Raw genomic sequence first — 12946 nt, 5'->3', positions numbered from 1 at the left:
GCTGCATTTTTAATTTTTAGCCATTAATTTGGTAATCAAAAATTCAGACAACTATGAGCTTGAAGCGGATCTTAATTACAAATGCAAATATAGTAAATGAAGGTAAGATTACCCGAGGTGATATTTTTATTCAAGATGGAATGATATTCGCCATTGGAGAAAATCTATCTGATCATGAAGCTGATATTCATATTGATGCGGTAGAAAAGTATGTTTTCCCTGGTGTTATAGATGATCAGGTGCATTTTAGAGAGCCAGGTTTGACGCATAAAGCAGAGATTTACACTGAAAGTAAGGCAGCTGTGGCGGGAGGGATCACTTCCTACATGGAAATGCCGAATACGGTACCCCAAGCTACCACGTTAGAGTTGTTAGAAGATAAGTTTGCCATAGCCAAAGAAAAATCTTTAGCCAATTATTCCTTCTTCTTTGGGGCTACCAATGATAATATCGAGGAAATTCTTAAAGTAGATCCTGAAAATGTTTGTGGTATCAAAGTTTTTCAAGGGTCTTCCACAGGGAATATGTTGGTGGATAACCAAGAAAGTTTGGAACGTATTTTCAGAGATTGCAAGCTGCTGATCGCTACCCATAGTGAGAATGATAACATTATCAAAGCTAACTTAGAAAAATATAAGGCTGAGTTTGGGGAGGATATTCCTGTGAAATATCATCCAAAAATCCGCTCAGCGGAGGCATGCTATGATGCAAGTAAGCGTGTAGTGGATATGGCGAGACGATATGGCAGTAAATTGCATGTATTGCATATCAGTACTGCTGAGGAAGTGAAGTTATTTGATAAAAATCTTCCTTTGGAACAAAAGAGAATAACAGCGGAGGCATGTATTCATCATATGTGGTTCAGTGAGGAGGATTATGAAGAAAAGGGGAATTTCATCAAATGGAACCCAGCTGTAAAGACCAAGGAAGACAGAGATGGGGTATTCCAAGGTGTAATTGATGGGCATATTGATGTTATTGCCACAGACCATGCGCCTCATACCATGGAGGAAAAGGGACAAATGTATGGAAAAGCACCTTCTGGAGGTCCTCTAGTGCAACATAGTTTGGTGGCAATGCTTGATATGTACCATGCTGGGAAAATCAGTCTGGAAATGATTGTTCAAAAAATGTGTCATAACGTGGCAATTTTGTTTGAAATTGAAAAAAGAGGGTATTTGAGACCTGGCTATTATGCAGATATTGTAATTGCGGACTTGGATAAGCCATGGACGGTTGCAAAAGAGAATGTGTTATCCAAATGCGGATGGTCACCATTTGAGGCACACACTTTTCGTTCATCTATCACACACACAATTGTTTCCGGTCACTTGGCGTACGAAAATGGGACATTTCATGAGGAAGTAAAGGGACAACGATTGAAATTTACACGAAAAAATTTGAGTTAAGATTTTGATTTGATTGCGCTGATATATTACCTTTGCAGTCCAATCGGGAAGATGTCCTGAATGATTGTAAAATGGTGGTTGTAGCTCAGCTGGTTAGAGCGCTGGTTTGTGGCACCAGAGGTCGCCGGTTCGAACCCGGTCTTCCACCCAAAATCCCCTCCCGATGTGAGGGGATTTTTTTTATACGATTGACTCCCTAGTAAACCCAAATGGCACAAAAATTGTATAAATGGTTAAAAACTAACAACGAAAGGCGATGTTTACTTTATTTAAATCTTCTCCGCGATTTCCAAAATTAAATCCAGTCAATATTAAATTTGTACAAGAGTACTTTTTAAAGTTTGAGGAATCATTAAAAAATCTTGAAGAAGTTCAAAAGGAGTCGTACGCCTCCTGATGATTGATAAAAAGGTTATGGAAACATAACCTTTATTTTTGTCTCCAATAGTTTTTCTTTCCCATCTAAAAAGGTATTTTTAAGCCTGTTCTCAAACTTTTACCTATGAGTTATATACATTTTGACAAAACCCAATTAATAAACCTGAACTATTCACTGGATAGGGAAATTATCCGGACGAACCGTGGTGGTTGTTATACCAGCACTACAATTATTGGTTGTAATACACGTAAGTATCATGGTTTGCTTGTCGCACCACAGCCACAATTGGATGAGCAGCTGCATGTGATGCTCTCGACTGTACATGAGACAGTGATTCAGCGAGGGGCCAGTTTTAACCTAGGTATAAGTAAGTACCCTGGAAACTATTTCCCTAGAGGCCACAAGTATTTGGAGGATTTTGATACGGAGCCAATTCCAAAATTGACCTACCGTGTAGGTGGAGTGCTCCTTCAAAAAGAATTGATTTTGGACACCAAGCGTGACCGGGTGATGATTCGTTATACGTTGTTGGAGGCTCATTCTCCAACCAAAATCCGCATCAATCCATTTTTGGCTTTTAGAGGATATCATAACCTCTGTAAAGCAAATGATAGAATCAACAAAGAAGCTACCAAGGTTCAAAATGGGGTGTCTGTTCAACTTTACCCGGAATATACCCCGCTTTTCATGCAGATTTCGAAGAAAAACGAGTTTGTAGCAAAACCGGATTGGTATTACAATATTGAATACATCATGGAGCGGGAACGAGGCTATGAATACCAGGAAGATTTGTTTGTTCCCGGCTACTTTGAATTCGATATTAAAAAAGGGGAATCAGTGATTTTCTCGGCAGGCTTGGTAGAGGCAGATCCTGCGACGAGACAAAAAGCCTTTGAAAAGGAGTTATCGCGTAGAGTACCACGCAATAATTTTGAAAACTGCCTGAAAAACTCTGCTGGACAATTTGTACAGCGGAGAGATGGAAAGACCCACATCATTGCAGGATATCCTTGGTTTGGTTGGTGGGGTAGAGACACCTTCGTGGCTACCCCTGGCTTATTGTTGACACAGGGCGATAAAGCTACATTTTTAGAGGTGATGGATACCATGGTGGAAGATTTACATGGTCCTCTTTTTCCTAATGTGGGCAGTGGGGTGATGCGTAATATGGCCTCTATGGATGCTCCATTGTGGTTTTTCTGGTCTTTACAGCAATACATCGAGTTTACTGGAGATGAAAAAACCATCAAAAACCGATACCTAGGTAAAATGAAAGGGATCATTGATGGATATCGTGCGGGCACTGATTTTGGTATTCACATGATGGGTAATGGCTTGATTTGGGGTGGAGAAGATGGAATAGCCCTCACATGGATGGATGCGGTAAATTCTGATGGCCCCGTTACACCAAGGATTGGTATGCCTGTAGAGATTAATGCCCTTTGGTACAATGCCTTGTGCTTTTATGGTTCTCTCACGAAAGATCCTGAAATTCTCGCTTTAACGGAACAGGTAAAGACCTCCTTCGTAGAAGTATTTTGGAGTGAGAAGAGGAAATATCTGGCTGATTATGTGGAAGGAACCTACAAAGATTGGTCTATCAGACCGAATATGATATTTGCTACCTCTTTGCCGTTTTCTCCTTTGGAAGATGAGCAAATGGAATCCATCCTAGAGGTAGTTAAGTCAAAGTTGCTTACCAATCGAGGAATCCGCTCTTTAGCTCCTGATGATCCAGGCTACAAAGGATATTATCACGGAAATCAATTTACAAGGGACATTTCTTATCATAATGGAACTGTTTGGCCATGGCTGTTGGGACATTTTGTAGAGGGGTATTTAAAGTTACATGGAAAGTCAGGAAAACACTTTGTAGAAAAAATTATCAAAGGATTTGATGGGGTGATGACCCAATATGGAATAGGTACTGTTGCCGAAATCTATGACGGTGATCCTCCTCATAGGCCGAAAGGCTCCATCTCCCAAGCTTGGAGTGTGGGAGAATTACTTCGAATGATGCATCTTGTCAGTAAATTATAAATAGGCTTTTTTATGAAAGTATTAATGTTTGGTTGGGAGTTTCCTCCACATATTTCGGGTGGTCTTGGAACTGCTTGTTACGGGCTCGTCAAAGGACTCGTGCATCACAAGCAAGACATCATTTTTGTAGTTCCCAAATTATGGGGCGACGAGGAACCTGTGGCCGATTTTGTCAATGCCAGTGATGTGGAAATCGATTATCGGGAGAAAAATTTCATTGACACCTGGCAAAACATGACCTATTTGGAGATCAATAGTTTTTTGGTTCCGTACCTAGGCCCACAAGAATTTGAAAAATATACGGATTACACTATGCATCATCGCACGGATGTAGAGGAGTCCGTATTTTCCAATAAGTATGAATTTTCCGGAAAGTATGGCAAGAGCTTGATGGAGGAGGTTGCTAGGTATGCTTTGGTAGCCACGCAGATTGCTAAATCCAAAGAGCATGATTTGATCCATGCCCACGATTGGCTGGCATTCCCTGCTGGCATTGCAGCCAAACAAATGAGTGGGAAGCCCTTGATTTGCCACATCCATGCTACGCAGTATGATAGAGCAGGGGAAAGTGGTGCACAAGGCCCTGTCTATGAAATGGAGAAGGCGGGATTGTTAGCGGCAGATCATGTGGTAGCGGTGAGTCACCTGACAAGAAACTTGGTAATTGAGAAATATGGGGTGGATCCGGATAGGGTCAGCGTCCTACACAATGCGGTATTGGATGCCAGTATCATTGAATCCAAAGTCAAGAAAAAAGTACCAGAGAAGATTGTCACCTTCCTTGGTCGGATCACTTTCCAAAAAGGACCCGAATATTTCGTGGAGGCTGCCAAAAAGGTCATCGACCGAGATCCTAATGTACGCTTTGTGATGGCAGGAAATGGAGATTTGTTGAATCGCATGATTGAGCGGGTGGCTGAACTCGGCATGGGTACCAAATTCCACTTTACCGGCTTCCTTAAGGGACAGGATGTGGATGATATGTATGCAATGTCTGATGTGTATGTGATGCCTTCAGTTTCCGAACCTTTTGGGATTGCTCCTTTGGAGGCTGTCCGACATAATACCCCTGTAATCATTTCCAAGCAATCGGGTGTGTCCGAGGTGTTGAGAAATGCCATAAAGATTGATTTTTGGGATGTGGATGCGATGGCTGATGCCATTTTTGCACTCCTGCACTATCAGAGTATCGCCAAGATGTTTAAGGAACTCGGTAGTGAAGAGTTGAAAAATTTGAAATGGGAGCATGTAGCTGCCAAATTAGTGACTGTTTACGAAAAATTACACCAAGAACAACCATGAGAACCATCTGTTTTTACTTTCAAGTACATCAGCCATTTCGGGTGAAGCCTTATCGTTTTTTTGATATAGGAGAGGATCATTACTATTGGGATGATTACCTCAATAAGTCTGTTATCCGAAAAGTAGCACAGAAGTGTTACCTGCCGATGAATGCCTTGCTGTTGGAAATGATTCAGCAATTTCCGGGTAAGTTTAAAGTAGCCTTTTCTATCTCGGGTGTTTGTTTGGATCAATTTGAAGCCTATGCACCGGATGTATTGGATAGCTTCCGACGCTTGGTTGCCACAGGGCAAGTGGAGCTGTTGGCAGAAACGGATGCCCACGCCCTTTGTTCCTTGAAGAGTAAGGCTGAATTTAAGCGGATGGTAGAAAACCACTCCGAGAAAATCAAGCGCTTATTCAATGGATATGAAACCAAGGTTTTCCGAAATACTGAATTGGTGTATTCAGATAAAATTGGTGCAATGGTAGCAGAGATGGGTTTCAAAGGAATGTTGACAGAGGGTGCCAAACACGTGTTGGGTTGGAAGTCGCCGAACTTTGTTTACCATAACTCGACCAATCCTGACTTGAAAATTTTATTGAAAAATTTCTTATTGAGTGACGATATCGCTTTTAGATTCAGTGATAAGTCTTGGTCCGAACACCCGCTTACTATTGAGAAGTTTGTCAATTGGATGAATGCTGTACCGCAAGAACATCAAGTAGTCAATCTATTCATGGATTATGAGACCTTTGGTGAGCATCAGTGGGCAGAGACTGGGATTTTTGATTTCATGCGTCTGTTACCTGGAGCGATTTTGGCACATACCAATTTTACATTTTCTACTCCATCAGAAGTCTTGGCTGGAGCGAAAGCAGTTGCACCGATACAAGTTCCGATTCCTATTTCTTGGGCGGATGAAGAGCGGGATTTGACCGCTTGGCTAGGGAATGATCTTCAAAATGAAGCATTTACCAAGCTGTATGAAGTGGAAAAGCGCATGGCGGAAATTGAAGATGAGGAATTGCAGCGGGATTGGAATTACTTGCAAACTTCCGATCATTTCTACTACATGAGCACCAAATTCTTCTCTGATGGAGCAGTACACGCGTATTTCAGTCCTTATGATACTCCCTACGATGCCTTTATCAATTATATGAATGTATTGAGCGATTTCATCCTACGTGTAAAGCGCTATGAGGATGTGAAAGTAGCTACTGAAGCATAATCAGCTCTATAAAAAATCAATCGCCAAGGATTCCATTAACTTGTTTTCCTTGGCGTTTTTGTTAAACACTTACCGATGCTAGCATGAAAAAACTATTCTTGAGTGCCTTGATTGTTGCCAGTGTTATCGCTTGCCAACCCACCCATCATCATGGAGAGGAAGAGGAATCGATTATTGTTCGTTACGACAGACCGGATGCAGCCATCTTGAGAGGAGTATTTATTCCGGAGGGAAAATCCTACTTCTATACCTCAGGTTTGGTAGCACCCGTGAAAAATCCCGATGCAGTGGCAGGTACTTATGAGCGCTATGGCAATACCTACGAGCAGAGTATAGGTATCTTAGAACGTATCAAGGAAACCATAGGCGAAGCAGGTTTTGCTATGGAGGATGTATTTTTCTTACGGGTGTATCTAGTGCCCGATAAAAATGGAGTGGTTCATTGGGACGATTGGTTCCGCGCCTATGGGGAGTATTTCAATAATGAGGAAAATCCAAACAAGGTAGCCCGCTCCACCATCGCAGTGCATGCGCTAGCTAATCCGGATTTGTTGATTGAGATAGAGGCTGTAGCGGCTAAGTGACTCCCTCGCTGATAAAACAGATTGGGCGGATTTGGCGCAGATTTATTTGAGATTTCATGCCACGCCCGCAACGGATTGGCGCAACGCTCGCTAAGGTTTAATGATTCTCTCAGTGTTAATCGTCGTATTCTTTGTGTCTTAGAGCCTTTGTGGCAAATATTTCTCGCAGATAAAGGAGATTGTGCGGAATTCACACAAATATATTTTAATGTGGAATAGACTTCAATTTCTCTTTTAACTCTGGGATGTCCACAGTTATTATTTGCCAGATTATTTTTTCATCAACACCAAAATATTCATGGACTAAAAAATTTCTTAGGCCGATTATTTCTCGCCATTTAATATGGGGTGTTTTGGCTTGAAATTCATTGGAAAGATGTTTGGAAGCCTCACCTATAATCTCCAGCTGCTTTATAGAGGCATATTTAATTACCGATTTTTCTTTAAATGTGTTGAAATCAATATCCCAAACGTAATTTTCAATTTCCTCAATTGCCTCCAATATATGCGCAATTCTTTGGAAGTCTCCGATTCTACCTTTCATAGATTAGTAGCTTGTCTTGCTCGATAAACGGTTGGAGATGTTTAGAAATGGCATTACTGGTAAGCAGGTCAACAGGCTTTTTAAGGATTTCTTCTAAATCATTTTTGAGTTTGATAATTCCTAATCCAATGTGCTGTTCATAGTTCAGCTCCAATAAAATATCCACGTCACTGACCTTGTCAGCATCACCTCTCGCATATGAACCAAAAATATATGCTCTATTAACAGGCGAATAGCTGTCAAATAGCATTTTAACTTGGTTAATCTTTTCTTTTGAAATGTTCATACCAGTAAGAATATCAATCAAATATACTTCAAAACTTATCACGAATCAACAGGTGTAAATGGTTTCGAGAAAGGTTTCACGCAACGTCCGCAACGGGTTTTCGCTACGTTCGCTAAGGTTTAGTGATTCTATCATAGCGGTCTTAGCGTTCATCGTTGCGTTCTTAGCGTGAACTTTTATTAGAAAATAATTTTATTTGAGACTACAACAAACCCTCTCCGCTCTCCGCTTCGTCCAAAGCTTGGTGGAGGAAGTTGTGGAAGGGTTGGAGTAGTTGAAAGTGGCTAAGTGCTATGTCTATGAATTTCCCTGACTGAATGTCATCATCATTGAGAGGACGTGAGATGATAAAGCTTTTGAATTTTAATAGGTCTATGTACGGATGGTCTGCATCAAAGCCTTTGGGTGAAGTCTTGAGTTGTTCGCCTTCCATGCCATTGAAGTGTTTTTTGATGGAAGGATTTTCCAGAATTTCGGTTAGCTGTCCTCCATTATAGTCGATTTCCTGACGAATTTTTTTTAAGATGTCCGCTGGAGGCATCCATATACCTCCTGCCAGAAAACTTGCGCCTGGTTGTATGTGTAGGTAGTATCCTGGTCCCATGGATTTCTTTCCGCCTCGTGCAAAATAGGTTGCCAAGTTTGTTTTGTAAGGGTCTTTATTGGCAGAGAATCGGATATCCCTGTTTTGTCTGAAGATACAATCTTTTGGTTGCAAGGTAGCCAAGTCAGGTTCCCAAGCAGTGATACCTCTCAACAAGACTTCCACATCTTTCAAAAATGCTTTCCGGACTGTCTGATACCAATCTCGATTGGCATCCATCCAGTCCTTATGGTTGTTGTTGGCAAGTTCTTGGAGAAAGGGGAGGTATTCGTTGTGCATTGGAGGATTTTTTTTAATAACTGTTTTTTTATGAGCTTTGTTGAAAAAGACTCACCCACTGTTTCAATTCTTCTTTCAATTCAGGATTGGAGTTCAGTTCGGTCCAATCTTTGAGCATGTCGAAGTTCCAATTTTTGACAGGTTGGGGTTTCGGAGAACTGTAGGCATCCCCTTTATTGATTGCGATGATGCCGCTTAAAAGATTGAGGGTCGCCTGCCTGTTTTCATCTGCAACCATCCAATCCTCGCTTAGCAGGAGGGCATCATCGATATGCTCCTTACTATTGATAATTATGGCGGCTTCTAGATAATCCAAGGCCCTGCCTAAATTCTCCCCGTTTCCATCTTTGATCAAATCAATTTCCTCTCTATATTTTCTCAAGGCAATATTACCCAAAGAATCAGCCTTTACTGGGTTTTTTTGATAGGTAAAAAGACTGGCTTTCAGGAAATATTTTTTGATTCCTACACTAGTTGCCGTTTGAACACAAAGATCTGCCAGTTTTTCATATTCATTGGAGGACTTGTACATGGTTTCTAGCCCTTTCATCAGCGTTTCTATCTTATTTATAATACGTGGGGAAGATTCAATTTCCTTTTCCAGTTCTTTCAAGAAAATCGGGAGGGCTACCTCATAATTACCGCTTTTAAATGCAGCATTTCCTAAAGCGGATATTTGTAGTTTCTTTTCCGTTAATTGAGGATCCCTACTGTAAGCTTTATTGTATAAATCAAAGATAATTTCAGGGGCATCATTTGGTAAATACCTTCTCATAAGGTACTGAATTGCCTCAATGTACTCCTCATTATTTATACCATCAAGGTTTGCTTCAAAACCATGGGCGTCCAAAAACACTTGAAAACTTTTTGGGGAATTGAACATAAAACTACCGTGAGTCTTCGGTAAGGATATTATTTTCCCTAAGCCCAGCCAATCAAAATTCAATCCTTTGGACCAGCTTTGAGGAATGTTTGGGATTCTGTTTTCAGTGAGGTCTAAAGAGCCCCAATTCATGGTATTCCAAAAATCACCCTCTGGCAAACTCATGGATTCCATATCTCTTAAATCCAGCGAAAGTGGATGATTTGGAGGCATGTTAGCAAGGCATTTCCAAAGGGGTGCTAGATTTACTTGATGATTTCCGCGAAGTTGGATTTCTTCCAATTGGGTTAATTGTTCAAAATCTTCTGATAAGGATTTCAATGTCTTAATTTTTTGAGAACCTTCCTGCTGTAGAATTCCTTGATCCATTGCTAAAAGTGTCTTCAGTTGATACATTCCCCTAGGAAGTTCTACTAACTGATTAAAGTTTACATTTAGTAGCCTCAAGTTCTTGAAATTTTCTAATGATGGTACAAATTCAAGGCGATTGCTTTCTAAATTGAGTAATTCAAGAGAGGTGTTTACTCTATAAGAGTCAGTGATTTTTTCAATTAAATTTCGGCTTGCCTCAAGGTGTTTTAATTTAGGGAAATTGGAAAGGTCAAGCGATATAAATTTAAGTGAATTGCCTGATAGTGTGAGTGTTTCTATGTCAGGAGAATTGAGATCGCTAAGTTTAAACGAACTTAAAAAATTACTTGAAAGATCCAGTACTTTTAATTTTGTCAGAGAACTGAGGGAAGGTAGCTCCTTTAATTCATTTGAAGTCAACATGAGCATTTCCAGATTTGGATTGTTAAATGCCTCTGCATGTAATTGAAGTCCCGTACAATAACTGATGTTCAAACTTTTTAACTGGGGCAGTGCTGAAAACCTGAAGTTTTCCATGGATAGCTGGTTTTCAGAAAATGAAAGGTCTTCAAGATTTTTCAAAGAGCTTAGAAAATCAACTTCCTTCAGAGAATTGATGCGCGAGAGGGAAAGTTGCTTTAGTTGCGTGAGCTTTCCAATAGGACTTAGATTTTGATTTCCGTTTAGTTCATGGAAAATATCCAGCTTCTCCAGTTGCTGTAACGTAGCAAGCTCTTCATAAAAATTGGTATGGATGAGCGTGTCCAAGAGTTTGATTTCAAGTTTTTGGAGGTCTTTCACCTGATCAAAGTATCCAGTTCCTTCCAATCTGGCATGATCCAAATAAAGGCTACTTAAGTTAGGGAACGCTTTCAATTGCTCCATAGAAGCATTGATATTCCTATCCTGTTTGCTAGAAAGTAACCCTAGGTTTTTGATGCGGGAATTTCTCGGGAGTTCTTGTCCTAAAAAATTCGTGCTCGTCAAAAGAATACTGGTTAGGGAAGGATGGTCAAGCACTTCTGCACCGATGGAATCGTACAAGGAGATAAAAAACAAGCCTTCCAATTGGGGCATTTGTTGGGTGTACATGGCTAAATTATCCATAGAAAAGTCCACGTGAAAGTAAAAACTGAGGACTTTTACTTGGGTAAGTTCAGTGACAAATGCAGGGAAATGTTGAGTTTTCTGAGGGAATCGATTGAAAAGGGAACCAGAAGAGAACTGAATGATATCTAGATTCGGAAACTTAGCAAGGATTTGTAGTGTAGAATCCGAAGGGAAAGACTCCATGGAGGTATTAAATTCAATTCCGCGCACCTTATCCTTGGGTACTTCTTTAGCAAATTTTTCTAGCTGATCAAATTCCTTGAACTTCACATAATATGCTGCTTGTTCTCCAAGGGGATAAGTCATTGGAGTATAGTTAAAGGAAAGTTTGTTATAACTATCCAAGGGTGAGCGGGCTATGGTATCGAAATACCACTCACCAGAATACTTGGTTTGAGCAAAGCTCTCTGAAAAAAGAAGGCAAAGGACAAGTAGCAGCAAAAATCTTTTCATGCTGAAATTTAAGAAAAAATTAGTTTCAATAAAATTCTAAGCTCCTTTTCTTAAATAAAATCTACCAAACCCTCCAACTTCATCCCTCTACTGCCTTTGATCAAGATATGGTGGTCTTCTAGTTTGGAGTCTTGGAGCCAATTGCGGAAGGAAAATGGATCTGGGAAGTAGAGTGAACGGAAAGGAGCTTTGGCAAGGGCTGCTTGGATATGTTTCCCGGTAAAGCAGATTTTGTCAAAGTTGTGTTGACTCACCAGTTCTCCCAATTTGGCATGTTCTGCCTCAGTAGCATCACCCAACTCATACATATCTCCCAATATAATCATTTTGTAACGCTTACCACTCATCTTTCCGAAGGTGTCAATGGCTACTTCCATGCTGGATGGATTGGCATTGTAGGCGTCTATGATGATAAGGTTGCTGCGCTTCTCTACCAATTGGGAACGCATATTGGAAGGGGTGTAGGAAACTACCGCCTGTACGGCTTTTTCCATGGGAACACCAAAGTATTTGCCTATGGTGAGTGCGGCCGCAATATTTCCAAAATTATAGGCACCTATCAGCGAGCTTTCAAAAATCTCTTCCATCCCCTCCACCTGAAACTTTACAAATGGATCTGCACTGACAAAGCTCACCTCGCAAAAATCTCCTTTCGCTGGATAGAGCACAGGATTTTCAAAGCGCTTGGCCATATTGGATAAGATAGGATCTTGGGAGTTGATAAATACCGTCCCTTTGTTCACCCGAAGATGTTGGAATAATTCAGTTTTGGTTTTTAAAACACCCTCCGGTCCGCCCATACCTTCCAGATGAGCTTTGCCAATATTGGTGATAAAGCCATGGGTAGGATCTGCAATCTCGCAAAGCTCTTGGATATCCCCTTGCTTGTTGGCACCCATTTCTACGATGGCAATTTCTGTTCCTTCCAAGGGAATGGAAAGTAAGGTTAAGGGTACACCAATGTGATTATTGAAATTGCCCGTGGTGGCAGCTGTGTTGAGGGATTGTTTTAAAACTGCATGCAGTAATTCTTTGGAGGTGGTTTTTCCATTGCTTCCCGTTAAAGCAATCACTGGAAAGGTAAATTGCTTGCGATGGTGATTGGCCAACAATTGAAGCGTACGCAAGGTATCTTCTACCAAAAAATACCGGCCATCACTATCCACTGCAACACTTGGGTCATCTACGACAACTGCTTGTGCTCCCATCTCCAAGGCCTTGGCTGCAAAGCTGTTGGCATCAAAGTTGGGGCCTTTCAATGCAAAGAATAGGTTTCCTGCATCGATTTTTCGAGTATCCGTAGAAACTCCTGAGCAAGTTAAATAACAATCGTAGATGGCTTGTAAATTCATGGATATGCAATTTGATTTTCAAAATTAGGGCTTTGGACCTATCTATTGTGAATTTCTATCGTTTAATTTGTTGTGAGTGTTAAAAGTTCATGAGACTATTCCTTTGTTGTGTATGTATTTTCTTTTCCCTGCCAGTTTTTGGGCAGCAAGTTTTTGAAT

10 protein-coding genes and 1 tRNA gene are annotated in these 12946 nt (G+C 40.8%); 6 read left to right on the top strand and 5 right to left on the bottom strand.

Going from position 1 to position 12946, the window contains the following annotated elements:
- The first annotated feature begins 59 nt into the window (after window positions 1–59).
- The 6 genes from ACXIUD_RS07915 to ACXIUD_RS07890 all read left to right on the top strand — a co-directional run bounded on the left by ACXIUD_RS07915 (window position 60) and on the right by ACXIUD_RS07890 (window position 6925).
- Window positions 60–1409 (top strand): dihydroorotase, encoded by a 1350-nt coding sequence (locus ACXIUD_RS07915; RefSeq protein WP_458052272.1) that lies wholly within the window; start codon window positions 60–62, stop codon window positions 1407–1409.
- Between the two features lie 73 nt (window positions 1410–1482).
- A tRNA-His gene (locus tag ACXIUD_RS07910) sits at window positions 1483–1558 on the top strand.
- Between the two features lie 353 nt (window positions 1559–1911).
- Window positions 1912–3828 (top strand): amylo-alpha-1,6-glucosidase, encoded by a 1917-nt coding sequence (locus tag ACXIUD_RS07905; protein ID WP_458052085.1) that lies wholly within the window; start codon window positions 1912–1914, stop codon window positions 3826–3828.
- A gap of 12 nt (window positions 3829–3840) precedes the next feature.
- Entirely contained in the window at window positions 3841–5130 is a 1290-nt protein-coding gene (locus tag ACXIUD_RS07900; RefSeq protein WP_458052084.1) for a glycosyltransferase family 4 protein, read from the top strand.
- Window positions 5127–6341, top strand: coding sequence for a glycoside hydrolase family 57 protein (locus ACXIUD_RS07895; protein ID WP_458052083.1), 1215 nt, complete (start codon window positions 5127–5129; stop codon window positions 6339–6341). Before ACXIUD_RS07900 ends, ACXIUD_RS07895 begins: the two co-directional genes overlap by 4 nt.
- A gap of 83 nt (window positions 6342–6424) precedes the next feature.
- Complete coding sequence (locus tag ACXIUD_RS07890) at window positions 6425–6925, top strand: RidA family protein (protein WP_458052082.1); 501 nt, start codon at window positions 6425–6427, stop codon at window positions 6923–6925.
- 205 nt (window positions 6926–7130) lie between these two features.
- Here the strand turns inward: ACXIUD_RS07890 and ACXIUD_RS07885 are convergent, their stop codons facing one another.
- The 5 genes from ACXIUD_RS07885 to ACXIUD_RS07865 all read right to left on the bottom strand — a co-directional run bounded on the left by ACXIUD_RS07885 (window position 7131) and on the right by ACXIUD_RS07865 (window position 12787).
- The gene (locus ACXIUD_RS07885; protein WP_458052081.1) at window positions 7131–7469 is read right to left on the bottom strand and encodes a HepT-like ribonuclease domain-containing protein; all 339 of its coding nucleotides are present in this window, start codon (window positions 7467–7469) and stop codon (window positions 7131–7133) included.
- On the bottom strand, window positions 7459–7719 hold the full coding sequence (locus tag ACXIUD_RS07880; RefSeq protein WP_458052080.1) for a nucleotidyltransferase family protein: 261 nt from the start codon (window positions 7717–7719) through the stop codon (window positions 7459–7461). Before ACXIUD_RS07880 ends, ACXIUD_RS07885 begins: the two co-directional genes overlap by 11 nt.
- Before the next feature lie 238 nt (window positions 7720–7957).
- Entirely contained in the window at window positions 7958–8638 is a 681-nt protein-coding gene (locus ACXIUD_RS07875; RefSeq protein ID WP_458052079.1) for a DUF2461 domain-containing protein, read from the bottom strand.
- A 28-nt stretch (window positions 8639–8666) separates the two neighbouring features.
- Window positions 8667–11435: a leucine-rich repeat domain-containing protein gene (locus ACXIUD_RS07870; RefSeq protein WP_458052078.1), complete on the bottom strand. Its 2769-nt coding sequence runs from the start codon at window positions 11433–11435 to the stop codon at window positions 8667–8669.
- A gap of 50 nt (window positions 11436–11485) precedes the next feature.
- Window positions 11486–12787, bottom strand: a complete 1302-nt coding sequence (locus tag ACXIUD_RS07865) for a UDP-N-acetylmuramoyl-tripeptide--D-alanyl-D-alanine ligase (RefSeq protein WP_458052077.1) — start codon at window positions 12785–12787, stop codon at window positions 11486–11488.
- Window positions 12788–12946: the final 159 nt, after the last annotated feature.

The sequence above is a fragment of the Mongoliitalea sp. genome, from assembly GCF_054166905.1.
This window is presented reverse-complemented; position numbering and strand designations above follow the sequence as displayed.

Bases quoted from the DNA above. Each gene is read 5' to 3' on its own strand.
- ACXIUD_RS07905 (WP_458052085.1), top strand. From the start codon at position 1,912: ATGAGTTATATACATTTTGACAAAACCCAATTAATAAACCTGAACTAT.
- ACXIUD_RS07900 (WP_458052084.1), top strand. From the start codon at position 3,841: ATGAAAGTATTAATGTTTGGTTGGGAGTTTCCTCCACATATTTCGGGT.
- ACXIUD_RS07895 (WP_458052083.1), top strand. From the start codon at position 5,127: ATGAGAACCATCTGTTTTTACTTTCAAGTACATCAGCCATTTCGGGTG.
- ACXIUD_RS07890 (WP_458052082.1), top strand. From the start codon at position 6,425: ATGAAAAAACTATTCTTGAGTGCCTTGATTGTTGCCAGTGTTATCGCT.
- ACXIUD_RS07885 (WP_458052081.1), bottom strand. From the start codon at position 7,469: ATGAAAGGTAGAATCGGAGACTTCCAAAGAATTGCGCATATATTGGAG.
- ACXIUD_RS07880 (WP_458052080.1), bottom strand. From the start codon at position 7,719: ATGCTATTTGACAGCTATTCGCCTGTTAATAGAGCATATATTTTTGGT.
- ACXIUD_RS07875 (WP_458052079.1), bottom strand. From the start codon at position 8,638: ATGCACAACGAATACCTCCCCTTTCTCCAAGAACTTGCCAACAACAAC.
- ACXIUD_RS07870 (WP_458052078.1), bottom strand. From the start codon at position 11,435: ATGAAAAGATTTTTGCTGCTACTTGTCCTTTGCCTTCTTTTTTCAGAG.
- ACXIUD_RS07865 (WP_458052077.1), bottom strand. From the start codon at position 12,787: ATGAATTTACAAGCCATCTACGATTGTTATTTAACTTGCTCAGGAGTT.